Source organism: Holdemanella biformis DSM 3989 (assembly GCF_000156655.1).
Lineage (GTDB): Bacteria > Bacillota_I > Bacilli_A > Erysipelotrichales > Erysipelotrichaceae > Holdemanella > Holdemanella biformis.
In genome coordinates, this window is the sequence record NZ_DS996844.1 from 48,360 (window position 1) to 74,394 (window position 26,035).

Consider the following 26,035-nt stretch of genomic DNA (forward strand, 5'->3'; position numbering starts at 1 on the left):
TTTTCGATCCTTTTCTTATGGCTTGTAATGAATAAGAGAAAAGAGCAATTTTACAAGCCACGACATATATTATTCTTCATATTTTAATGCATCTTTACCACGAGCAGATGTTGAAATACGAATAACATCAACAACATCGTAGACAAAGATTTTTCCATCCCCAATATTTCCAGTATACAAAGCCTTTTTAGCTGCTTTTACAACATCAGCTACAGGTACTTCGCTCACAACGACTTCAACTTTTAATTTAGGAAGCAATTCCATATTTACTTTTGCACCACGATAGTAACTTGTCTGACCCTTTTGCACACCACAACCAGATACTTTCGTAACCGTCATACCACCAATGCCAATTTCATTTAATGCAGTCTTGATCTTATCGAATTTCTCAGCTTTAGTAATGATGACAACCTTAGAAATAGAACCATCACTATGAATGACTTTTGTAGGTACAGCATCCTCCACATCCACACTTGGAGTGTAACTAGAATCTTGTACAGTTTCTAAATAATCACCAGGAACATCGGCTTCTAAGGCAAAACCAGCATATGCACTTTCCAATCCATGCTCCATTTTATCAAGACCAACAATTTCTTCATGTGCCCTTACACGTAATCCAACTGTTTTTTTGATAATAAAGAAAGTAATACACATCGTTACTGCAGTCCATGCACCAATTGCCAACAATCCTAATAATTGAACACCTAATAAATGGAATCCTCCACCATAGAATAAGCCTTGTGCTTCAGGCATTGTATCTGTACCACACGCAAATAATCCAACACAAATTGTTCCTAATACACCATTGCCAAAGTGTACAGCCACAGCACCTACTGGATCATCTACTTTCAATTTATAATCCAACAACCATACAATGAAACAAACCATACATCCAGATAAGATACCAATCACAAATGATCCAAATACGTTTACGGCATCACATCCAGCAGTAATCGCAACTAAACCAGCTAAGGATCCATTTAAACACATCGCAACATCTGGTTTTCCATATTTAATCCAAGTAATCAACATAACTGTACATGTCGCAACAGCAGGAGCAACAGTAGTTGTCGCAAAAATTGTAGCTAACTGAATACCATTTGTAGCAGCTGCACCATTAAATCCATACCAGCCAAACCATAAGATAAAGACTCCTAATGCACCAATTGTTAAGCTGTGACCTGGAATTCCTCGTGGAGATCCATCTTTATCAAACTTACCAATTCTTGGACCTAACATCCATGCACCAATTAAAGCCGTTAAACCACCAACATAGTGAATGGCAGCACTACCGGCAAAATCATGGAAGCCAAGACTACCTAGCCATCCACCGCCCCATACCCAGTGTGCTTCAATTGGATATACGATCAAGCTAATCACAAAACTATAAATACAATACGAAATAAATTTAGTTCTTTCAGCCATAGCTCCAGAAACAATCGTTGCAGCTGTTGCACAGAATACTAAGTTAAATGTGAAACTTGACCAGTTTGTTCCGGCAAAGTTTGTCAATGGACTTTCTCCCCAGCCAATTAATCCTGCAAAATCATGTCCCATCAATAGACTATAACCAATAATCAAGAATGCGACAGTTCCTAAACAGAAATCCATCAAGTTTTTCATAATAATGTTACCGGCATTCTTGGCTCTTGTAAATCCGGCTTCTACCATCGCAAATCCTGCCTGCATAAAGAATACAAAGGCAGCTCCAATCAGATACCATATTCCAAATACCTCTGTTAAAATCTTCTCCATAATATTTCCTCCCTTACACAAAGAAAAAAGGCATTTACAGTCCATGCATTTTATGAACTATAAGCGCCTTTGCCTTATGTATGTACGTATTTTATTCTCCATGAAACAGTTTGTCAACTGTTTTCTGAAACATTTTGAAAATTTCTTTCCATATGATAATAATTCGGAATCAAAATGACAACAGCACCAACCCATGCCAATACTTCTACCGGATATAATCCAGATTTACCAAAAAAGATAGGTAAAACTAAAGCGCCTGAAATTCGCATCAATAATTCAAATAATCCCGACACCATCGGAATAAAAGCATTCGATAAACCTTGAATTGTAGAGCGATATGCGTGCAACATATATAAAATTGGAAGGAAAATGGTTAAACACCTTAAGAAAGTTAATCCGTATGTCATCGCCTCTTTAGCACCTTGGCTTGTATTTGAAATAAAACAAGAAAGGAACAGTGGCCCAAAGAACCATAGTATTATCGAAATCAAAATGGAAGTGGCTAAAGATAGTAACACAACTTTTTTTACACCGCTCTTAATACGATCATATCTTTTTGCGCCATAGTTTTGTCCCGTATATGTAACCATGGCATATCCATAAGAAACAGCCGAAATTTCAAGCACTCCATATAATTTATTCATAGCCGTAAAGCCTGCAAGGAAATATGTTCCATATCGATTTACAGCACTTGTTAAAACCATGCCACCAATCGCAATTAAAACATTCTGTAAAGCCATAGGAATACCCAATCTAAACTGGTTCATATAATACGACAAATCTCTACAAATTGAATTTGGCATATATTCCTTTAACTTTAATACATGATATAAACAGAAACATCCAGCTAGAATTTGTGCAATCACTGTTGCAACACCTGCTCCAATAATGCCCCACTCAAGTCCCATGACAAACAATACATCTAAACCAACATTACAAATACTGGCAATGATCATGGCATGCAATGGTGTTTTTGAATTTCCAAAAGCACGTAAAATACTTGCCAACGCATTATAGAACATAGTCGCAAATAAACCTATATAAATTACGTGCGTATAGGCCAGTGCACGATCCATAATATCGGCTGGTGTTTTTAATAAAACAAGAATTCTTGGTAATAATGGATAAATAATAGCTAATAAAACTACAGTCGATATGATCGCATTGACAACTAAAGCTGAAATACACTTTTGAACATTACTCTTATCATGTGTACCAAATGCATGGGAAACAGGAATTGAAAAGCCTTGGGCAAGCCCAGTTACTACAGCTATTCCCATCCAAGTAAGCCAATCACAACATCCAATAGCCGCTAACGCCTTGACGCCTAAATGTCTAGAAACAATGATTGTATCGCACACTGTATAGAGTTGTTGAAATATATTTCCTAACATTAAAGGTAGAGAAAACAAAATAATTAGTTTTAATTCATTTCCCTTCGTCATATCTGTTACTTTCATAAAACACTCTCCTGTCAAACAGAAACAGTATATCATAAGATAATTTTTTTCCAACAAAGTTATTTACAACTAACTAATTATGGTATATACTATAGCCAGTTAGATAAGACTAACTATTAAGGAGGTAACCCATATGAAATATGCATACGCAAGCCGTACTGGCAATGTCGAAGAAATTGTGAATTCGTTAGGTATCGATGCTCTTCGCATTGATGATGGATCTGAAAACATGGATGAACCATACATCTTATTTACATATACAGATGGATATGGCGATGTTCCTGCAGAAGTAGAAAGCTTCTTAATGGCCAATGGTACCTTGATTCAAGGCGTAGTTTGTTCTGGTGATACAGGTTATGGTGATGCTTATTGTCAAGCCGCAGATAAAATCAGTGATGACTATGGTTGTGAAATTCTATATAAAGTAGAAAATTCGGGTACACCAGAAGATATTGAAAACATCAAAAAAGTGATTGGAGCTTAATTATGCCAAAGCAACGTTTTGAATCTTTATTGGCAAATTATTGTGCTCCAACCTTGAAGCAATATAAATATGCCAATATGTTTCACCTTCCAAAAGACGATGATAGTATTCGATTATTGATCAAACACTATAATCAACAATTCAATTCTAAAGGAATCTATTTTATTCTTATAGAACAAGAATCTCAATACACCATTTATGTATACAATTCCAAACTTAAAGACTATATTTCCTCAAATGCAGTTCAAAACTTTTTAAAATCCTATCAATATCCAAATACTTTTGAACTGTGTATACAAGAACTCAAAAAAAGACTTAACACAAAAAACTTTCCTCATGAAATAGGTGTATTTCTAGGATATCCATTAGATGACGTAATTGGATTTATTGAACATAAACCATACTACTTAGTTGGCGATTGGAAGGTGTATCAAAACGTAAATGAAGCAAAGAAACAATTTGATGTATTCAAACAAGCGAAAGAACAAATGTTAAATGAAATTCATAATGGATATGAATTATCCCAAATTATTTAATATTTTGTTTCTATCGACCAATTTCGTGATATTGGTCTAATAATTTAATTATAGATGGTATATTATATGTATGGTTATAAATATCATTTCACATTAAATAATAACCAAAAGAAAGGATATCGAAAAAAATCGATATCCTTCTTTTATTATTCACTTAAAACATAAGCCTTGGTTAGTTTTACACAATCCTCAATGGCTTGTATACTCGTTCTTTCATAGCCATGTGAATTCATACAACCAACGCCAAATACCGCAGGCGTAACGTTGTTTTCTGCACGAATAGCCGCTGTGGCATCTGAACCGAAACGATAATACGTGTCCACGCAATAATGGACATTATTTTCCTTTGCCAGATTAATTAACTTTGTAGTCAATTCCCAATCATAAGGAGAATAATTATCACTCGCTCCAATCGATACTTTCTTTTCCGAACCATGATTATCCGGACCAATCAAACCAATATCCAACGCAACATATTCACTTACTTCACTAGGAACATAGGAACCACCATGCCCAATCTCCTCAAAGATAGGAAATGCAAATAATGTATTATAAAAAGGTGTCAAATTTTCTTCTTTTAATTGACGCAATACTTCAATCACAGCTGCAACCATAGCTTTATCATCAATATGACGTGATTTAACAAAGCCAGATTCAGTACGTTTAAAACGTGGTTCGACACTAATCAAATCCCCATGCTCGATACCTAAATCATACACATCCTTAGCACAACTTACGTCTTCATCTAGCAAGATGGCTTCATTAAACATATCACGTTCACGACTTCTCGCATCATCAAACACATGAGTAGAATGTGACTTACAAATCACCATACCCTCATATGTTTTACCACTACGTGTATGAATATATACATTTTCACCTTCAATATTATGAAAATTGACTCCACCCAAGTTTTTCACTTCGATCCATCCATTTTCCATCACATGCCGAACTTGCAAACCAATCGTATCCAAATGTGCACCTACACATACTGTCTTACTTGAATCTTTACCTGGTATGCGAACATAAGCAGTTCGCTTATTATCAAATTCAAGCTCATATCCTAGATTTCCAACCATTTCACTTAATTTTTTATGAATTTCAGGATAGAAACCAACAACACTTGGCGTATTGATCAAATCCTCTAGATTTTTTAACATTTCTTCTGTTTTTAACATCATCTTCACTTCCTTTTCTTAAAAGTTATTATACAATAGTTGTATGAAAATAATTATATCTCCCGCCAAAAAGATGAAAATAATCGATGATGTTGTTATACAATGTACAACCCCTTTATTTCTATTAAAAACAACAAAACTTTTACATCACCTTCAATGTTTGGATTATGAAGAATTAAAATCATATTTAAAATGTTCCGATACGATTGCCAAAACTACATTTGAACAATTTCAAAATATGAGTCTAGACAAAAATTGTACACCTGCCATACTTTCTTATTCCGGCATTCAATATCAATATATGGCTCCTCATGTATTTACAGATGATCAAATGAAATATATTCAAGAACATCTTTATATTCTTTCCGGTTTCTATGGATTGTTAAGACCGTTAGATGCGATAACGCCCTATCGTTTAGAAATGCAGACAAAATGCCCATTCTCTTTATATGACTTTTGGAAAGAGGATCTTGCCAAACAAGTCGATGAACCAATATTAAATCTTGCGAGTGAAGAATATGCCAAAATCATTCGAAAATATAAACCATTAGTGGATGTTCGTTTTATCGAAGAAAATGGTAAAGAAAAAGGAGTGTATGCCAAGATGGCTAGAGGGGCCATGGTTCGCTATCTTGCTGAAAACAAGATTGAACACATTAAAGATATTACTAGCTTTAATGAGCTTGATTATGTTTTTGATGCGAGTCAAAGTACAGAAAAATTGTACATATTTCAAAAAAAGCTATCGTCATGATAGCTTTTCTAATAATTCGACAACCATTTGCGTTTGTTCCTTATATGTTGTATATGCCTTATCATCTTTATTCAAGATGATATCCATAAAATCTTTACACTCATACAACATGTGATTCGGCTGTTCAATACTGATTTTTTCTTTTGTGTCCACTGCCTTTTTACCGATTTGATCCTTCTTTGGAGCATCAAAGAAAACATCTTTACACACACCACTACTTGCACCAGAAACAATCAATGTTCCCTGATCCCCTTGTAGATATACAGTATAAGGACTTGAACAATCTTTTGCCCCTGTACAAGTTGCGATAAAATCTGGATATTCCATAATAACAATTCCACTTGTATCAATGCCATTATATCCAACATTCTTAAAATAATGAACATCTTTCGGTTTACCAAATAATCCCGTCACAAAATGAAGATTATATACATTGATATCCATCAGTGCTCCACCATTAAAGTTTGGATCAAAAGCATTCGTTTGAATATGATCTTTATATCTTTGATATTTTGATGAATATTGCGAGAAGTTGCATTGTACCATCTTAATATCTCCACAATTTGATAGATTTTCCTTAATAATTTGATAATTTGGAAGATGCACATTTGTGATGGCTTCAAAAATATAAACACCATTCTTTTTAGCAATTTCAAATAGTTCATTACACTCCTTTAAAGTCGGTGTAAAAGGCTTCTCATTAATAACATACTTCTTGTGTTCCAAAGCCATTTTTGATTGTTTATAATGCAATGAATTAGGACTTGCCACATAGACAATATCCACATTTTCATCGTTCAACATTTCTTCCATATCCGTGTAATACTTTTGAATGCCATGTTTATCAGCAAATTCTTTCGCTCTTTCTTGCGTTCTAGAATAAACGCAATACAAATTGTATCGTCCATCTAAACGCATAGCTTCGATCATACGATCTACAATAACACCAGATCCAATTGTCGCAACGTTCATCATGCTTTTTCTCCTTTATTTTTTACCCAAGCTTTTTCTTTTTTCTTTCTTTGTTTTTTCACCTTTCGATAAATGATAAAACGAACACCATCTTCACTATTTTCGCCCTTAACAATATAGTGATTGGCCTTACAAACTTTAGAAACTATTGATAATCCAAGTCCAAATCGACCACCTTCCCCTTTTTCATAAGGCCTAAATAAAGATTGAATTCTATCCTCTGGCATTTTCGGACCATCATTACTAATACATAGCCAGTCTTCTCTTACTTCAATCTTAATATACGATTTCGCATACCGGAAGGCATTTTCCATAATGTTCTCAATGGCTACGCGCCATGCTTCAATCAAACCATCAAAGAAAACTTCCTCAACATCTGTGATCACTTGAATTTCCGGACGAATCACAGCCGCATTCAATACAACCTGCTCCACAACATCCTTCATATTTGTGACTACACCCTCGGCATCACTAGCCACTAAATATTCAACACGATTCATATATAACAAGGAATGTACTTTGTTCTCAAGGCGTTGTGCATTGTCCAAAATGACATCAACACTACTTTCAAGTGTTCCATAAGGATAGATTCCATCTTTAATAGATTCTGCATAGGATTTAATTGTCGCAATCGGCGTTTTTAAATCATGCGAAATATTATGAATCATATCTTCTTTGGCTTTATCCTGTTTCTTTAATTCATCATTCATCTTCACAATCGCAGTTGCCATTTCACCTATTTCATCATTTCGATTTAAATGAAGCTCAACTTCTTTACCATCCTTGATTTGTTCAATATAATTTCGAATTAAATTCAAAGGATGAATAATAGAGAATACCCACATTAGAATAATCAAGAATACGATCATAAACGCAATCACAATAACATACACTGTTGAATCAATTAATGAATCTCTAAATTGTGTCGCATATGTATCATCCATAAAACTTGCCAAAATAATATCATCATGACAACAGATCATACGATAATAATATTTTGAATTTGCGACTGTAAATGTTCCTTGTAAAACATTATTTGTCTTAGAATCCATATCTTTCGATTGTTCTAATAAATATTCATACACCTTATGATTGACCGGTTTTCGATTTGAATTCTGGTTTGAGATCACATTCATTTCATCATTTTGAATTAGACAATTTGTCTGAACACTATCACTTGCTAAGAAAGCATAAATATCATCTAAACTATTGTTTTGTTTTGAATCCACTAAACCAACAATCGGGGTTTGGCGATTTAGAATCAACTCATACATTTGTTTCGTAATGGTTCGATCAATATTATCACTGACGAACACAAAGAAAAACATGATAAAAAACATCAAAACCGTCAAAATAATCGAAAGAATTTGTCGTGTTAATGACATTTTTTGAAAATAAAAAGAAGGTCCCTTCATAAAAATATCACCTCATCACTATCATTTTACCATAAGAAAAAGAAAAGGGGATACATTTGTATCACCCTAAACGATATCCATATCCATAGATTGTATGAATATTTAGATTTGGAAGTTTTTTACGTAAACGACGCAAAGTATCATCTACAACTCGATCACTACCGAAATAGTTTTCATCCCAAACATTTTCTAAAATCTTATCACGAGAGAATGCGATTCCTTTATTTTTAATAAACATCATCAACAAATCAAATTCTTTTGTCGTTAATTCAATTTCCACATTATCCGCATAGATCTTTCTTTGTTCTTCATCCAATTCATAACCATCAATACTAATACGATTATTGTCATCACGATATGCACGCTTGATAATATTGTTAACTCTTAATACAAGTTCCTTTGGTGAAAATGGTTTTGTGATATAGTCATCACAACCTTTTTCTAAACCAATAATACGATCAAATTCTTTATCACGCGCAGACATAAAGATAACAGGCGTTTCTGGTCCTTGTAGACGAATTTCTTCAATCAAATCAAATCCAGATTTATCATCCAACATAATATCCAAGATCCACAAATGCACATCATCATCTACGACATGAGCACTCGCTTCTTCATATGTATAATATGAATGAACTTCATATCCTTCTTTACGTAAATATTGGGCAACTAAATTATTGATGTCTTTTTCATCTTCAACAATGTTTATGACTCTTTTCATAGGGTCACCCTCTTTCTAAAAATTATTTGCTTCTAAAAAATCTGTAACACGCTTTACATATTCAGCACACAATTCATCTGTTTTAGCTTCTACCATGACACGAATCAATGGTTCGGTACCACTTGGACGAACTAAGATACGTCCTTCATCACCTAAATCTTGTGCTACTGAATCCACTACTTCTTGTAACTCTTTACTTTCTAAACATGCATTTTTATCTTTAACTGTTACATTTTTCAACAATTGAGGATAAATAAATAATCCTTCACTCAATTCTTGTAATGATTTACCAGTAGCCTTCATGATTTCTAAAATCTTTAAAGCCGTCATTAAACCATCCCCAGTTACTTCATGTTCTAAGAAAATAATATGTCCACTTTGTTCTCCACCAATATAGTAATCATTTTTCTGCATTTCTTCAAACACATACTTATCACCAACTGCTGTTTGAATATAGTCAATCTTATTCGCATCTAAAGCCTTATATAAACCTAAATTAGCCATAACTGTAGTAACAACCATATTCTTATTTAAACGATTAACAGATTTCATGTAACGAGAACAGATGTATAGGATGTAATCTCCATCACACAATTCGCCATCCGAGTTAACCATGATCAAACGATCGGCATCCCCATCAAATGCCAAACCAATATCATAATCTCCTTCACGCATCATTCTTTGTAAAGCTTCAGGATGTGTGGATCCACACTTATTGTTGATATTGATACCATTTGGTGAATTGCTGATGGCCTCTACAGTAGCTCCTAATGAATCTAATGTTTCAACAACTGTACTTGTGGCAGAACCATTTGCCAAGTCACAAAGAATCTTCATTCCTGATAAATCAACAGGAACACATTCTTTTAACCAACTCATATAGATTTCTAGTCCATCTTCCCATTCGAAATATTCTCCAATATGATCTCCTGTAACTAAATCTAAGTCTGTTAAACCATCCATATATTTTTCAACTTCAAGAAGTAATTCTTCTTCCATCTTTTCACCATTATGGTTAAAACATTTAATTCCATTATCATAATATGGATTGTGACTTGCACTCACCATAATTCCACAATCGAAACGTTCTTTACGAACTAAATATGAAATTGCTGGAGTTGGACAAACACCAAGTAAATAAACTTGTGCACCCATACTTGTAGCACCTGCTGCAAGACCTAATTCAAACATGTCTCCACTCAGTCTTGTATCTTTACCAATCAAGATTTTCGCATGTTTTTCTTTTCCATAATACCACCCTAAATATTGTCCAATCTTAATAGACATATCTAAAGTTAAACCTTCATTTGCTCTTCCACGAACCCCATCTGTTCCAAAATACTTACCCATTACTCTGAATCCTCCTTATCTGATGTGTTTTTCGCTAGTTTTACACTCGCATGTACCGTATCCGGTGACAACGAAACATTTACTCGATTTCCTTTGGCATCATAAGCTGCTAAAGTCGCATTTGCCTCAAAATCTTGAATCTGACCCGTACAGTCAATCAACGCTTTGACAATACGAATTGAATTCAATTGATTTTGACTTGCCGTAATCTTAACTGTCATTGTATCTAGAATAGGCGTTTCAAAATCACTTACCTTTTGATTTGTACCTACCAACAATTCCGGTTGAATTGTAAATGTCTTCGTTATTTTTTTCGAAAGTGTAACATCAATCGTTGCAGGATCAACCACCGCTTCAATTTTCTCAGGTAAATTTTTTACCTTTAAATTAATAATATTCTCACCCTCAGAATATTTTTTCAAATCCGCAACAACTTGTACACTACCCTTTGAACGGAATACCTGAATACTTGTCGCATCTCCTGTTAAAGAAACATCCACAGTACTCGGTACACCTGCTACATCATATTGATCTGTATCTGCCAATACTTCTACAGTTACATTTCTTAGATCCACAGTAGTTCTTGTATCATTAAACAATTTTAAACTAATATCTTCATAATTGATCACAACACAAATCATAATGGATAAAACCAAAGAAATAATCACAGATCCTTTTTTATCAAACAATACACGATCTACTAACTTACTCACCTTTTGAAAGATCAGAGTCAATAAACCACGCAACTCATTAAACCATACAGAAGGGCCTTTTTTATTTGGAGATTCCATGTTGACTGCCCTCCTTTTTTTGTTCGATTAAATTCACAATTTCAATTGCTTTAACACGCTCATCCTTATTTATATCTTCTTCCTGCTTTTTTGCTCGCTTTGACATCGATTTAGCTTGATTCAACATAGGAACAAGAATCGAAGAAGGATTTTGATTTGAACTTTGTACTAACATATTTGTTAGGTAGCGCTGTAATCCTTCTGGTGGATATTGCGTTAATTGTCCATTAACCGCTACTGAAATATTACCTGTTTCTTCACTAACTATAATTGTTATTGAATCTGTAATTTCACTGATTCCTACAGCCGCTCTATGTCTAGCTCCATACTTACTTGGTAAATCCTTTGTGGTTGGAGGAAAATAAGCAGCTGCACATGCTATTTTATTCCCCTGAATAATGACAGCACCATCATGCATTGGCGTTCCATACTGAAATATAGTTCCTAATAATTCAGTTGAAACCTCAGAATCCATCACAATCCCTGTACGAATAAAATCGGACAAACTCTGTGTTCTTTCAATAGAAATCAAAGCTCCCGTTTTTGATTTTGACATTTGTGAACAGGCTTCCACCAATTCATTGATCATTTGTTGAATTTGCGAAACGGAAACATCCACTGTTAAAATGGCCGTTGTTTTACCCACTTTTTCTAACATGCCACGAATTTCTGGTTGGAAAACAACTAAAATAACAACAACACCCCAGTTCAAAAACATTTCAATCAAATAGTTCAATGCGTTTAAGCCTAGCCATACAGCTAAAGCCTTGACTAAAACTATAATCAATACACCCTTCACAAGTTGAATTGTACGTGAATTATTACGAACAATTCTAAGTCCAGAATATATCAATCCCCATACTACTAAAATATCCAATAATAATCGAATTAGGAATGTAATATCAGATAAGGTATAACCCATCTAAAATACCCCCCTTATTTTTTACATATTTTTTGAAATTAAATCACTTACAGAATCATACTCTACTTGCGCATGTGCTTTTACATCTTCATCTGCACAAGACATTACAGATCCATGAACACCAAACTCAATCAATGGAATATCATTATGTCCATCACCAATTGTATATACATCATCTTCATTAATATTGGCATACGCAATTAAGAAATCTAAACCCGTTGCTTTTGAAATACCTTTTGGTACAATATCAACGACAAAATTATTTGGGTATGCAACAACTTGTTCATAATACAAATCATTGATCTTGCCAGCAACTTCTAAAGCTGAATCTGTATCTTCCATAGACAAGACAATTTGTGCAAAATGACTCATATCTAACAATTCTGCCTCTGTAACATCTGGTTTTAAATTTGGATAGCGATGATCCACAGCATCAGACTGTAAAACAATACGATGGCGATGAATACCATCATTTACAACATAACTAATTACGCTATCTAATTTTTTTATGTTGTGTAAAATATCTACACAAACATCAAAATTTAAATAATTTGATAGTAAAACATTTCCATTCTCATCAAAAACCATACCACCATTATTTGTAATCAAGTAATCACATGGTAAATTAAATAATTTAATTTGCGCATCAATTGATTCTTTAGAACGACCCGTAACGATTACGAATTTATTCCCCTTATTTTTCCATTCTTCAATCGATTTTAAATCTTCTGGCATTACATCCTGTGCATAACGCAATGTACCATCATAATCTGTAGCTAAAAGCTTCATATTTAGTTCCTCAACTTTTCTATTTACTATGATTTTATCACATAATTTTAATAACAAGCAATATTACTATCCGTCCTTGACTCACAACCTGCAATATAGACTCCATTTTCAAGTCGAACTATGATTTGTCCACGGCCAAACATAGCTAATTCTTCTTCAATTTCGATTTCATGGCCCCGTTTTTTTAGTTCAGAAATTATATTCTCATCAAATCCAGGCTCTAAAATAAACTTCTTATTTTCTATCCACTGAAATCGTTTGGCATCCAAGGCCATCTGTGGATTTAAATGAAAATCAATCATGTTTGTGACAACTTGCATATGACCCTGAGGTTGCATATAACCTCCCATTACTCCAAATGGGCCTATCGGCTTATTATCTTTTGTCAAAAAACCAGGAATAATTGTATGATATGTCTTTTTATGTGGCATCAAATAATTCACATGAGTTGGATCTAAACTAAAGTCATACCCACGATTTTGTAAGGAAACTCCATCTACGACAATACCACTACCAAATCCCATATAATTCGACTGTATATAAGAAACCATATTGCCACCTTTATCTGCCGTGCATAAATAGACAGTCCCTGAACCATGTGGTTTATCTTTACGAGGTGGTAGAGCCGTATGCTTAATTTGATTGGCTCTTTGTTTACCATATTCAACACTTATCAAATCACGAACAGGCATTTCCATACATTTTGGATCTGTCACATATTCTTTGGCATCCGCAAAAGCCATTTTTAAAGCTTCCATCTGTGTATGAATACAATCTACATCTCTAGTTTTAAATTGGAAATTATTTAAAATATTCAAAGCCATTAAAGCCACGATTCCCTGTCCATTTGGAGGTAATTCCCAAACTTGATAGCCATGGTAATTCACATGAATTGGATCGACCCATTCCACCTTGTGATCTTCTAAATCTTTCTTACGCAAAAATCCACCAAATTTTCTTGATTCCTCATCAATGCGACTTGCCAATTCTCCATAGTATAAAGCATCTGTATTTGTGTCGGCAATCTTTTCAAGTGCATCTGCAAGTTTTGGCATACAAATCATCTGTCCTGGTTCTGGTGTTTTTCCATCAAAAGTAAAAGTTTCATACCAGCCCTTAAACTCTTCACTATTTGGAATCGCATTTAATGCTTTTTTCCACATACGAGCAATCTCTGCACTTACCGGATATCCATTTCTTGCATAATCAATAGCGGGCTCTAATAATTTTTTAAATGGTAAAGAACCAAATCTTTCACTCAATGCTTTCCATCCTTTTACAGCTCCAGGAACCGTTACCGGTATCCATCCTCGTTTTGGGATTTCATCTATTTGATCAGCTGAAATCGCATAAGGAGAATGGCCTGAACTATTCATTCCATACATCTTATCTTTCATCCACACAATCGCAAAGCCATCCGATCCTAAACCATTTGAACAAGGTTCTACAACGGTTAAACAAGCAGCTGTTGCGATAGCTGCATCTACGGCATTTCCACCTTGTAAAAGCATTCTCAAACCAGCTTGCGCAGCCAAATTATTTCCCGTGCAAACAACTCCATTTCGTGCAATCACATTCATTCTTTTGGATGCGAATGGATTTTTATAATAATCAATTTCCATATCTTTCTCACCGAGACCATTATACAAAAATTAGAGCAGACATTCCATCTGCTCTGATTTATTTATTCACTTTTTTAACCGGATAACTTTTCTACCTTATCCAATTTTTTTATCATCCACATTATGATTTTATTCTATTCATTTTCCTTAAGCATTTTCTCAAGTATGACCATATATGAGTATCTTTAAGTTCCATGACTTAGATTGGATGATATTCTTAACATTTCAAGTACTCTATCCTTTTTGTGATTATTCACTCGATAAAAACCCTTTATCTAAATCCTATTTCCTTTTCCTGTTAAGTTCCATTGAATGTTTTTTCTAGAATTCTTCTAGCTTAACTTTTGGAGCCTTCTCTCCATAGCTTCAACTTTTTATAGTTAAAACATTCCGTTTCAACTCTATGTTATTGTCATCTTCTCACCGCTCTCTTTTTGTCTTAAGAGAAGTTTTCTCTGCTCTTACTTCTCTTTACACTTTCATTATATACAAGAAAAACAAAAAGAAAAGGCAAGTGGTAAAACTTGCCTTTTAGCTGGTAAAACCGGTTATTTCATCGATATTTTTCGTTTTTTTCCTCTCGAAACCGGAATTAAAACTTTGTTTATTAATTCAACTTCATCTTTGTACCAAGCCACAATATATTTGGAATTCACAATATACGATACGTGTACACGTAAAAAGCCAAACTCTTTAAAAATTTCTTCAAGTGCATTCATACTATCACGCTTATGAAAAACGCCTTTTTTCGTATAGAAATACACCATCTTTTCATTCTTTTCCAAATAATAAATATCTTCATACGCAATATTCATACGTACTCCATCATAATTAAATTCATAGACATGACTTTGAATACACTGTGAACGAATCATTTGATCATAAGCCGAAATATCAACTGCGATATTATCCTTTGATATATAAAACACACGACTTCTTTCATCATCACCACGCGTTTTAATGGGATTTTCACACACATAAATCACAATCGCATTGGGATTATCATGTACAAATACACTTTCAATTCGACTCGTCTTAAACATTTCATCAAACACAAACAATTGATAGTCTTCTTCCTTCATTCGTTTCGCAAGATCACTCGCCTTTAAGTAATGACGAAAACACCAATCCTCATGCATAAACAATTTAGATAATTGAAAAACGATGTCCTTAGTTTCTTTTTCATATTCTAATATGGCTACTTTTATCATACTTATAATTATAAAGAGTGAACGCATTTTTATCAAATGTAAACCGTTTCAAAATATTATTCTTTAAAATCACGAATCAAAATCAAATCCTTAACAATTTCTTTTGCGCTAATTGTTAAAATGATTTCTCCCTTTTCTTTAGTTGCACCACTAGGATTTCCACCAATCCCAATGGGTTTTCCTTCTTCCGTTACCCAATCGGATGCAAGCCAAGACAAGTGGGCTTTCATAGCTGTATTTTTAAGAATACCCTTTTCACTTGTTTCCAATTTAACTAAACTTTCATCAATCGCCATGACCATAGAAGTTTCCATTTCTCCACCATGAAAATCAAATGTATTCCCTTTAGAAATCGTTGCCTTTACATCAGGATGATCAAAGGCTCCTGAGTTTAAGACAAATGGATACACTTTAAAATCACTTCTTACTTCTCTAGAAATTAAATTGGCAATCGGTGTATTTCCTCCATGACATACAAGAAAAGCCAGCTTTTTAAATCCATGATGCGCTAGACTTTCACATATGTCATACAACATATGATAGTAAGTCATAGGTTTAAAAGTAATGGATCCACAAAAGTCTTTATGTTCTGTACTCAATCCTACAGGAATAACTGGAAACAATACTAAATTTATGTCCTCGTCCTTTAACTCTTTTTCAATATAGTCACACATTGCACCGGCAATGAGTGTATCCGTACCAAGTGGTGCTTGATTTCCATGTTGTTCTAATGCGCCTAATGGAATCAAAACAATTGTGTTTTCTCGATCAACTTGTTCCATTTCTAAACGCGTTAATTCTTGATACTTACAAATCATACTTATTTTGCCTCGTAGATAAATTTAAAACTTGGACGAATGGCAGCCAATCTTTCCATCAAAAAATATCCAATGATGTAGTTAGCTGAGATTTTGATCAAGTTAAATGGAATTGTCGCAAGTGCAATAAATGAAGTTAAATCTTTAATACTTGGATTTACAGAACCCACCATTTGCACAACAGAATCAAGTGGCATACCCATGGCCTTTGCATATAATGGCAAAGTAATACATGCATTACAGAAACATGCGAATACGGTACGAATTAGAATTCCAACTACTAAAGAAACAATAACAGCTTTTCTTGTTTTATTCATCTTCTTGTACACAAACCATGTTGGTAAAATAAACAGGGCAATGCCTAAAAGATTTGCGAGTTCACCTACATAAGCTGTATTTGTTCCTACTGTCACAACTTTTACAACCAATTTAATGACTTCAACCAAAGCAGCTGATACAGGCCCTAAACTAAATAGGGCAATAATACTTGGTACATCACTAAAATCAATCTTGTAGAACGGTGGCATCATTGGTAAAGAAAATTCCAGTGACATCAAAGCTCCTGCAAGACCTGCAAGCATCGCCGTTAATACAATTGTTTGAACATTCCATTTTTTCATCTTTTTACCTCCTTTTGATTCGGATAAGCTCTTCCAAAAGGAAAACCCCAAGAAAAATCTTCTCGGGGTCTAAAAAAATACAAAAAATACTTTTGTGTCTTCTACCATCCAGACTATACTGTCGGTCTTGGAATCACACCAAGTCAGCCACTTGCGTGGGTCGCGGACTTTTACCGCCGGTAGGGAATTGCACCCTGCCCCGAAGAACTCATTGAATCTATGTTCATGAATAAAATAGCACATAATCTTTCATCATGCAACTAATTTGTTCATTTTTTCACAATATCAAATTTATCTTGCGAAAAACAAGGACATACATTTTCACACGAAGCTATGACAGAACTAGCTAAATGACTACCTATCTTCATAGCCTCAAGCATACTCTTACCATAAGTTAGTCCAGCACTTGCCCCAGCACAAAATGCATCTCCTGCTCCTGTTGTATCCTTTACCTCGATTTGACGAGCCTGACAAAAGCCACTTTCACCATTGTTTTTCACATATAAAGATCCCGCTTCACCAAGTGTTACAATCAAAGAGTTAAATTCAGATTGCTGCAGTTCATCAATCAATGTATGACTTAATTCTTCTGCTGATATCTCTTTAAAATCTCTTGAAAAAAGAATACTCGATTCTAATTGATTACAGATCAAACAGTCAAATTGCTTCAAAAGATCTTTTCTTTCAATCGCAATATTCATATTGCTGACAACACCAAATAATTTTTTATTATGTTTTTGACATAAATAAACAACTTTTTCAACAATTTCCTCGTCCATATCTATTTCAGCCACCACAGAATCGCTATTTTCAATAATTGCGTCTCCATTTTCTTCTAAAATCGAATAGATCGGCATTAAATTCGGGCGATGAGATATTGAACCCGCTAATTCTCCATTATGATCAAAAACAGCTAGCCATGTACCCATACCGTTTTCGATAGATTTCATATAATCTGTATTCACATTTCGATTTTGCAATCTCTGTTTAACATCTTCTCCTAATGCCGTATTATCAACAATACTAACAAAGGTTGAGTTTAAACCTAAATTCGCAATATCTTCTACAACATTTCGTGCTACACCACCATGAATATACTCAATATATCCTGCATTTCTCCCGTCAGGAACATATATATCTTGTGGAAAGCCTTTAATATCCACAAAAATCGCACCTACTACGACAATTCCATTCTTTTTTTGAATCACGTTATTTTTCACCTTTCATCTCAAATAAGATATCTCTTAATTGTGCTGCTCTTTCGAAATCTAAAGTACGAGCTGCCTCTTTCATTTCCTGCTCCAATTCTTTGATCATCTTTTCCTTTTGTTTTGCCGGCAACTTTTTCTTCTTCAAATACTTAGCCGCCATTTCCTTTGTTTCTTTAGAACGAACGACATCATGGATTGGTTTAATAATTGTCTTTGGAACAATTCCATGTTTTTCATTATATTCCATTTGAATCGATCTACGTCTTGCAGTTTCATCCATGGCTTCCTGCATACTTTCTGTTATCTTATCTGCATACATAATAACTTTACCTTTGGCATTACGTGCTGCACGACCAATGATCTGAATTAAAGACCTTCGTGATCTTAAAAAGCCTTCTTTATCTGCATCTAATATTGCGATCAAGCTGACTTCCGGAATATCCAAACCTTCTCTTAATAAGTTGATACCTACAAGTACATCATATTTACCTTGGCGTAAATCATGAATGATCTCAGTACGTTCAATCGTTGTAACTTCATGGTGTAGCCATGCTACCTTTAAATCCATATTCTTTAAATAGGAAGTTAAATCCTCTGCCATACGAACCGTCAATGTCGTGATCAATGTTCTTTCATGTCTTTCAATACGCTCCTTGATTTCATCTACCAAATCATCAATCTGCCCTTCAATAGGACGCACTTCGACTTCAGGATCTAATAATCCTGTTGGACGAATGATTTGTTCAACAATTTCTCCATGCGTTTGATCCAATTCGTAATCACCCGGTGTTGCAGATACAAAGATGGCATTTTTAATCAATCCTTCAAATTCATTAAAACGCAAAGGACGATTATCCAAAGCACTTGGAAGTCTAAATCCATAATCCACTAATACTTGTTTTCTTGCACGATCTCCATTATACATACCTCGAATTTGTGGTAACGAAACATGGCTTTCATCTACTACAAGTAAAAAATCGTCTGGGAAATAATCAAATAGTGTATAAGGTCTTTCACCTGGTTTTCTGCCATCAATATGCCTTGAATAGTTTTCAATACCTGGACATACACCAAACTCCCTTAAGGCCTCTATATCATAGCGACATCGTTGTTCTAAACGTTCTTTTTCTAATGGTTTACCCTGCTCATCAAAGTAGGCTAATCTTTCATCCAATTCTTCTTGAATGGTATCTGCTGCATGATTGATGATATCCATACTTGTCGCATAGCCGTTAGCTGGATAAATAATATATAACTGATAAGACTGGTTGACATGTCCTGTCACTGGATCGACTTCACATATTCTTTCCACTTCATCATCAAACATTTCAATTCGAATCAAGTAACGATCTGTATGTCCAGGTGTGATTTCAATGACATCGCCACGCACTCTAAAAGTTCCTCTTAATGGATCCGTATCATTACGCTTATATTGTTGATGGACTAATGCCAACATCAATTCATTTCTTTCTATGATTTGTCCAGTTCGCAAAGTAAAAATCATATGACGATATTGTTCTGGATTGCTTGCACCATAAATAGAGGCAACACTTGCTACAATAATCGTATCTCTTCTTTCTAAGACACTATTTACAGCTGCCATTCTAAGCATATCCAATTCTTCATTGGTCTTTGTATTTTTATCAATATACGTATCCGTTTTTGGCAAATAAGCTTCCGGCTGATAATAATCAAAATAAGATACAAAATATTCCACGCGATTGTGTGGAAAGAATTCTTTAAATTCCGAATATAATTGTCCTGCCAAAGTTTTATTATGTGCAAACACCAAGGTTGGTCGATTGACTTGAGCAATCACATTTGAGATGGTAAATGTTTTTCCAGTTCCTGTAGCTCCTAACAATACTTGAAACTTTTTATCTTCTTTTAAACCAGAAACTAATTCTTTAATCGCTTCTGGCTGATCTCCACTCGGTTTATATTCAGACACTAATTCAAACTGATCTTTCATAGCTTCACATCCTTCTTCTTCATTATATACAAAAAGTAGGCTTATACCTACTTTTGAGCCTCTTCGATTGCTTTTTGTCTTTGTACATCATCGCTAGGTGTTTCATTTATCTTCAACAATACTTTTTCCACCAAAAGATCCCACGTTGTTTTGTCACAATCCCCTGTTACTTCTAAGCCATGATCCTGTTGAAAATTTGCCAAACCTTGAGAACTCGTATTCGAAAAATATGTATCTGTTCGATCAACATTATATCCTAAATACTGTAGATATACTTGAAGAGCTTTGGCATTATCATCCACACTATCTTTTTTAATAACATCCTTTTTCTTGAATTTGTAATAGGATGTTGTCTTAGCTTCACCAAGCTCGACTTCAGTATCTGGTTTAAATCCTTTTTTATTAATACTTGTTCCATTTGGCGTATACCAATGTGCTATTGTATATTTAAAACTTGTTCCATCCGAGAATGGTACCGTCACTTGTTCTGTACCTTTACCATAGGATGTTGTACCAACTGTAGTTACTTTATCCCCAAGATTATCTTTTAAAGCACCAATCAACACTTCCGATGCACTTGCCGTATTTTCATTTTGTAAAACAACAATTTTTTCCATCTTTACCTGATTGAATTCATCTTTTGTCTTTTGTTTGGTCACTTTTCCATTCTTATCTTTTTCTGTAAATACAACTGATTTTTTTGGAATCAAAGAACTTGAAATTTCTAATGCAGCATTTAAATAGCCACCACCATTATTACGTAGATTCAATACTAATTTCTTGATACCTGCATCTTGCAGACGAGTCAATGCTTTTGAGAAATCTTTTCCACTATTTTCTGAGAAACTCGATAAAATAATTTCTCCATATCCTTCATATATATTGCATACAACTGTTGAATCAAAAGTACCAGGAATTAAATTTGTAGTATATTCTTTTCCATCACGAAGATATTTTGTCTTCACGCTCTTACCTTCATGCGCCTTAATATATTTAATGATTGTATCCGAATCATTTTCACTACATTTTAAATCATCTAATGAAATAATTTCATCATTGGGTTTTAAGCCCTTTTTATCTGCCGTTGAATTAATATATACATTGGATACTACAAAATTTTTATTCTCATTTAAATAAAAGGAAATTCCCAATCCAACATTGCTTCCTTCAAGACTGCTTGAGAAGGCTTTGGCCTGTTCCAAATTAAAATAGTTTGTATGAATATCCTTATCCAATGTAGTCATTCCTGTAATGGCTTGTTCCATTAATTTGGAATCTAAATTTTTCACTTTATTTGAATAATACCAATCCGAATTCAAAATAGAATAGATCGTATCAAATTTTTCGCGTTCTTTACTATCGGCTGATGTTGTTTTATTTAAAACAACAGGTACACTAACACCAGCACCAAAACATACGACACATAATAATATGATTAATAATTTCTGACTCTTTTTACTCATAAACTCATCCTACTCTAAAACAAAATGGGACGAATCATTCGCCCCAATAATTCTATACAAAAAGTATACGAAACAATTTTTTATTCTGCAATGGTTTTTATCGTTTCATTTTTAAATATTTTCTTGCCGCAAGCAAAGAGGCAAAGCCACCAATCAAAACACCCGCAAGAATGATAGAGAATCCTACTTGAAAACGGATTGTGTTTGGTTTAAACATGGCAAACATCGGTGTAAATAATTGTCCACCTAGACTTGTATATAGCTTTTCATATCCAAAATGAACAATTAAATACGGAATTACAGCTCCAAGTAATCCAATTAAGATTCCTTCTACAATAAACGGATTACTAATAAAGCCATTTGTAGCACCTACAGTTCGCATGATCATGATTTCATCTTGCCTTGAATCAATTGTTGTGCGAATCGTATTATAGATCAAATATAAGGATAATATGACCAACAATGCAACAAGGCCCAAACCAATTTTTTGAATCATATTCAACATTTCAACTAAAGAAGTGACACTATCTCCACCAAAAGCTGTACTCGCTACGCCATCGATTTTCTTGATTTGTGCACTTGTTTTACGAATGTTAGAAGCATCCTTTAGATAAACAAAGAACGCATTTGACAAAGGATTCGAATCTCCTCTATATGCTTTAAAAGCCGAACCTTTTTCTTTGATCATCAATTCCAATTCATTGTCTTTGGATGAAAATTCAACTTTATCCACATTTTTTAATTTGGAGATTTTATCATTTATATCTTGCATAGAAGCTTCATCCTTTATATCCTCATTTAATATGACATGAATGCTTAAATCTTTTTGTACATCATTCGAAAAATAATTCACATGAAGTCCTATAATTAGAACAGCTCCAATTAATAATAACGTAATACCAATTGCACTAATGGCGGAAAAACATAACATGATATGTCTTTTCATTTGTAAAAAGGCATATTTAAGTTCATATAAAAAAGTTCTTAACCCTTTCATAGACTCTTATACCCACCTCTATTCGAATCGTGAATCACATATCCTTTATCGAGCATAATCGTACGCTTTTTAAAACGGTCTACCAAAACTTTATCATGTGTAACCATCATAATCGTCGTATCAAGTTTTTTATTGATTTTTTCAAGCAAAGTAATGATTTCTAAACTTTTTTCTGGATCTAGATTTCCTGTAGGCTCATCCGCGATCAAAACCATTGGCTTATTTGCGATGGCACGCCCAATTGTGACACGCTGTTGTTGTCCACCAGATAATTCATCTGGATAGCTTCTGGCTTTTTCTTTCAAATCTACAAGATCTAAGACTTCCATGACACGTTTTCGAATTTGTTTACGTGGCATACCCACAACTTCTAGAGCAAACGCAATATTTTCATAAACAGTTAGCTTAGGTAATAAACGATAATCTTGAAAAACACATCCAACATTACGTCTGTAGTATGGAACTTTTCTATGTTTCAATGCACCTACATTGACTCCACCTACAATAACAGTTCCTTCATCTGGAACAATTTCGCCATTTAACACTTTGATCAATGTTGACTTTCCTGAACCAGTAGCTCCAATCACATACACAAATTCACCTTTATCAATATGTAAATTTACATGATTTAAAGCATGTACCCCATTGGGATATGCTTTTGAAACATCTTTTAAATCAATCATAATGTTCCTCCTAACTAAAGAACTTTTCTGGTCTTTCTCGACATGGTGCTGCACTTCCTGCTTCACAAGTACTTCCTCCAGACCATCCTGTTCCCCACGCAAAATCAGCTCCGGCACTAAAACGAGCTACCGCATCACTAACAGACATCGATCCTAGATTATAAACTTCAATATGTGTATGTGCTCCACTTGAATTTCCTGAATTTCCAGATAATGCGATTGTTTGTCCTTGTGAAACACTCTGTCCTGCACTTACATAAATGCTTTGCGATAAATGGAAGAAACTTACGGCATATAATGTGCCATTCACATTACATAACATTTGAATTGTATTTCCTCCACCGGCAGGATAACCAGTCCAGTTACCTAAATAACCACTATTACTTCCTACTGGAGCTGCGGCATATAAAATAACACCACTTGCTGGAGCTACAACAGCCGTTCCTACAGGAGCTGCCCAATCTAGACCTAAATGAAGCCCACCACTAGCATAAGCCCATGTACCAGCACTTTTACTTCCTCCTTGTACGGGTTGTATAAAGCCTGAAACCGATTCAATGGTACCAGAGAAGCTTGTTGAAATCACAAAATCACGAATCGAACTCATATCTACTTGTGCAGATCTTTTTTCCGCTTCTAACTGAGCGATTTGTTTCTGATATTCTTCAACTAGCTTGTTATAAGATTCCTCTAATTCACTTGCTTGTTTCTTTTGGTTTTCTAATTCTGCCTTTTGACTTTTTGCGTCTGCATCTAAACGCTTTTGTTCATCTTGCTGCAAAACAAGTTCTTTCTTTAATTTATTTAACTTTTTAATTTGCGACTGATCATCTTCAGTAATTCTTTCAACACCTGAAATACGACGAAGCATATCACTCAAACTATCCGATCCCATAATCAAATCAATAATCATATTTGTACCAATCGTTGTTTGTTCATTTTTCATTCGCGTTTCAATTTGTTCATTCCAAGCTTCGATTTCCGCTTCCTTAGCCTTGATTTTCGTTTCAAGCTCTTCAATATTCTTTTCAATCATCTCAATCGATTTTTCTTTTTCACTAATTTGTGTTTGTAAATTTGTAACCAATTCTTTTTGTTCCTTAGCTAGCTTCTCCATTTTTGAAGTATCACTCTGCAAAGAAGCTATGCTTGAATTATAAGAATTAATACTATCTTGAAGATTTTGTTTACGATTCTTTTGATATTCCTGAAATCCTTGACAAGCTTTTACTCCCGATTGAGAAGTTTGCGCTTGGCTACACTTGGCATACCAAGTTTCTGTATCCGAATAGTCTTCGGCTGAAACAGGCATAATCAATGAGCAGGCCATAGCTAAGCTTAAAAAACCTGCACCAGCTCTATATTTTATCATCGTGTCCACCTCAAATATTTTCTAACTGCCAAATAACTTCCTAGCATTCCTACAACCATTCCAATCAAAAGAATGCCACCAGAAGTCCAAAGTACGAATGGATATGGTTTTAACATTGTCATCATATTGCTAAAAAACATACCATTCAATACATGGTATAAACCTGTATATCCAAATATACAAATCAAAACAGGGCCTAAAGCACCCCAAAATCCAATAAAAATTCCTTCTAATACAAATGGAAAAGAGATGTACCAATTATAGGCCCCAACTGTTCGCATGATCGCAATCTCATCTTTACGTACTAAAATCGTCATTTTAATCGTATTTCGAATCAAGAATACGGCAATCAACACCATAAGTCCTACAAAGACACTTCCCCATACACGGATATTCTTAAACAATTGAATCATCGTATTGATTGCACTACCTCCATAGGTAGCCTTAACGACACCATCCATCTTAGAAATTTTTTTTGTCACCTTTGAAATTTTCGTATTATCTTTTAATTCCACATTTAAAACATCATATAAAGGATTTTTATCCTTCCCTTTATATTGTTTAAACATAGGTCCGTTTTCTTTGATCAACGCATCCAGTTCATCATCTTTACTTGAATATGTGACTTTCTTTACAGAAGACGTAGAAGCAATCGAATCAGCTAATTCACTAATTTCTTCATCTTCTAGTGTTGGATTTAAAGAAACTTGAATCATAAATTCATTTTCAATTTGATTGGTAAATCCTCCGACATTCACGTAAATCACAAATATAAACAAGGCCATCAATAAAGCAATGCCAATCGATACAATGGAAGAAAAAGTCATTGAGAAATGACGATGCATATCTTTATTGGCATTACGCACTAGTCTTGGTAAACTCTTAAAAAACAGTAACATTTTATCACCTACATCACTAATTATAACACAGCTATCAAAT

At 34.3% G+C, this 26,035-nt stretch carries 24 protein-coding genes and 1 riboswitch; of the genes, 3 read left to right on the forward strand and 21 right to left on the reverse strand.

Going from position 1 to position 26,035, the window contains the following annotated elements:
- Positions 1-69: 69 nt before the first annotated feature.
- Positions 70-1,755, reverse strand: a complete 1,686-nt coding sequence (locus EUBIFOR_RS13455; protein WP_147587410.1) for an ammonium transporter — start codon at positions 1,753-1,755, stop codon at positions 70-72.
- 113 nt (positions 1,756-1,868) lie between these two features.
- Positions 1,869-3,215, reverse strand: coding sequence for an MATE family efflux transporter (locus EUBIFOR_RS08275; RefSeq protein ID WP_003865571.1), 1,347 nt, complete (start codon positions 3,213-3,215; stop codon positions 1,869-1,871).
- A gap of 133 nt (positions 3,216-3,348) precedes the next feature.
- Here EUBIFOR_RS08275 and nrdI point away from each other — a divergent pair, with 133 nt between their 5' ends.
- On the forward strand, positions 3,349-3,699 hold the full coding sequence (nrdI, locus tag EUBIFOR_RS08280; protein ID WP_003865572.1) for a class Ib ribonucleoside-diphosphate reductase assembly flavoprotein NrdI: 351 nt from the start codon (positions 3,349-3,351) through the stop codon (positions 3,697-3,699).
- A 2-nt stretch (positions 3,700-3,701) separates the two neighbouring features.
- Entirely contained in the window at positions 3,702-4,235 is a 534-nt protein-coding gene (locus EUBIFOR_RS08285; protein ID WP_003865573.1) for a DUF3793 family protein, read from the forward strand.
- A gap of 146 nt (positions 4,236-4,381) precedes the next feature.
- On the opposite strand, the gene EUBIFOR_RS08290 is transcribed toward EUBIFOR_RS08285, so the two are convergent.
- On the reverse strand, positions 4,382-5,416 hold the full coding sequence (locus EUBIFOR_RS08290; RefSeq protein ID WP_003865574.1) for a M20/M25/M40 family metallo-hydrolase: 1,035 nt from the start codon (positions 5,414-5,416) through the stop codon (positions 4,382-4,384).
- Between the two features lie 40 nt (positions 5,417-5,456).
- On the opposite strand from EUBIFOR_RS08290, the gene yaaA reads away from it, so the two are divergent.
- Positions 5,457-6,167, forward strand: a complete 711-nt coding sequence (yaaA, locus tag EUBIFOR_RS08295; RefSeq protein ID WP_003865575.1) for a peroxide stress protein YaaA — start codon at positions 5,457-5,459, stop codon at positions 6,165-6,167.
- On the opposite strand, the gene EUBIFOR_RS08300 is transcribed toward yaaA, so the two are convergent.
- The 18 genes from EUBIFOR_RS08300 to ftsX (EUBIFOR_RS08385) all read right to left on the reverse strand — a co-directional run bounded on the left by EUBIFOR_RS08300 (position 6,162) and on the right by ftsX (EUBIFOR_RS08385) (position 25,995).
- Positions 6,162-7,142, reverse strand: coding sequence for a Gfo/Idh/MocA family protein (locus tag EUBIFOR_RS08300; RefSeq protein WP_003865576.1), 981 nt, complete (start codon positions 7,140-7,142; stop codon positions 6,162-6,164). The genes yaaA and EUBIFOR_RS08300 overlap by 6 nt on opposite strands.
- Complete coding sequence (locus tag EUBIFOR_RS08305) at positions 7,139-8,554, reverse strand: HAMP domain-containing sensor histidine kinase (RefSeq protein ID WP_003865577.1); 1,416 nt, start codon at positions 8,552-8,554, stop codon at positions 7,139-7,141. The genes EUBIFOR_RS08300 and EUBIFOR_RS08305 overlap by 4 nt, the downstream gene beginning before the upstream one ends.
- Positions 8,555-8,615: 61 nt before the next feature.
- A complete protein-coding gene (locus tag EUBIFOR_RS08310) occupies positions 8,616-9,275 on the reverse strand; it encodes a response regulator transcription factor (RefSeq protein WP_003865578.1) in 660 nt (219 codons plus the stop codon).
- Positions 9,276-9,290: 15 nt separating this feature from the next.
- Positions 9,291-10,625: a phosphoglucosamine mutase gene (gene glmM, locus EUBIFOR_RS08315; RefSeq protein WP_003865579.1), complete on the reverse strand. Its 1,335-nt coding sequence runs from the start codon at positions 10,623-10,625 to the stop codon at positions 9,291-9,293.
- On the reverse strand, positions 10,625-11,416 hold the full coding sequence (locus EUBIFOR_RS08320) for a CdaR family protein (protein ID WP_003865580.1): 792 nt from the start codon (positions 11,414-11,416) through the stop codon (positions 10,625-10,627). Before EUBIFOR_RS08320 ends, glmM begins: the two co-directional genes overlap by 1 nt.
- Complete coding sequence (gene cdaA / locus EUBIFOR_RS08325; RefSeq protein ID WP_003865581.1) at positions 11,400-12,338, reverse strand: diadenylate cyclase CdaA; 939 nt, start codon at positions 12,336-12,338, stop codon at positions 11,400-11,402. Before cdaA ends, EUBIFOR_RS08320 begins: the two co-directional genes overlap by 17 nt.
- A 21-nt stretch (positions 12,339-12,359) precedes the next feature.
- On the reverse strand, positions 12,360-13,127 hold the full coding sequence (locus EUBIFOR_RS08330; protein ID WP_040466391.1) for an HAD-IIB family hydrolase: 768 nt from the start codon (positions 13,125-13,127) through the stop codon (positions 12,360-12,362).
- Positions 13,128-13,174: 47 nt separating this feature from the next.
- A complete protein-coding gene (locus EUBIFOR_RS08335; RefSeq protein WP_040466392.1) occupies positions 13,175-14,749 on the reverse strand; it encodes a gamma-glutamyltransferase family protein in 1,575 nt (524 codons plus the stop codon).
- 548 nt (positions 14,750-15,297) lie between these two features.
- Complete coding sequence (locus EUBIFOR_RS08340; RefSeq protein ID WP_003865584.1) at positions 15,298-15,960, reverse strand: LytR/AlgR family response regulator transcription factor; 663 nt, start codon at positions 15,958-15,960, stop codon at positions 15,298-15,300.
- Positions 15,961-16,016: 56 nt separating this feature from the next.
- Positions 16,017-16,778: a creatininase family protein gene (locus tag EUBIFOR_RS08345; RefSeq protein WP_003865585.1), complete on the reverse strand. Its 762-nt coding sequence runs from the start codon at positions 16,776-16,778 to the stop codon at positions 16,017-16,019.
- A gap of 2 nt (positions 16,779-16,780) precedes the next feature.
- The gene (locus EUBIFOR_RS08350; protein ID WP_040466393.1) at positions 16,781-17,398 is read right to left on the reverse strand and encodes an ECF transporter S component; all 618 of its coding nucleotides are present in this window, start codon (positions 17,396-17,398) and stop codon (positions 16,781-16,783) included.
- 92 nt (positions 17,399-17,490) lie between these two features.
- Positions 17,491-17,609, reverse strand: a riboswitch (FMN riboswitch).
- 58 nt (positions 17,610-17,667) lie between these two features.
- Positions 17,668-18,606, reverse strand: coding sequence for a PfkB family carbohydrate kinase (locus EUBIFOR_RS08355; RefSeq protein WP_050755965.1), 939 nt, complete (start codon positions 18,604-18,606; stop codon positions 17,668-17,670).
- A gap of 1 nt (position 18,607) precedes the next feature.
- Entirely contained in the window at positions 18,608-20,581 is a 1,974-nt protein-coding gene (uvrB, locus tag EUBIFOR_RS08360; RefSeq protein ID WP_003865588.1) for an excinuclease ABC subunit UvrB, read from the reverse strand.
- Positions 20,582-20,628: 47 nt separating this feature from the next.
- Positions 20,629-22,044, reverse strand: coding sequence for a S41 family peptidase (locus EUBIFOR_RS08365; RefSeq protein WP_003865589.1), 1,416 nt, complete (start codon positions 22,042-22,044; stop codon positions 20,629-20,631).
- Positions 22,045-22,141: 97 nt separating this feature from the next.
- Positions 22,142-23,041: a permease-like cell division protein FtsX gene (gene ftsX / locus EUBIFOR_RS08370; protein ID WP_003865590.1), complete on the reverse strand. Its 900-nt coding sequence runs from the start codon at positions 23,039-23,041 to the stop codon at positions 22,142-22,144.
- On the reverse strand, positions 23,038-23,724 hold the full coding sequence (gene ftsE, locus EUBIFOR_RS08375) for a cell division ATP-binding protein FtsE (protein ID WP_003865591.1): 687 nt from the start codon (positions 23,722-23,724) through the stop codon (positions 23,038-23,040). The genes ftsX (EUBIFOR_RS08370) and ftsE overlap by 4 nt, the downstream gene beginning before the upstream one ends.
- 10 nt (positions 23,725-23,734) lie before the next feature.
- Positions 23,735-25,096 (reverse strand): murein hydrolase activator EnvC family protein, encoded by a 1,362-nt coding sequence (locus EUBIFOR_RS08380; RefSeq protein ID WP_003865592.1) that lies wholly within the window; start codon positions 25,094-25,096, stop codon positions 23,735-23,737.
- A complete protein-coding gene (ftsX, locus tag EUBIFOR_RS08385) occupies positions 25,093-25,995 on the reverse strand; it encodes a permease-like cell division protein FtsX (RefSeq protein WP_003865593.1) in 903 nt (300 codons plus the stop codon). Before ftsX (EUBIFOR_RS08385) ends, EUBIFOR_RS08380 begins: the two co-directional genes overlap by 4 nt.
- Positions 25,996-26,035: the final 40 nt, after the last annotated feature.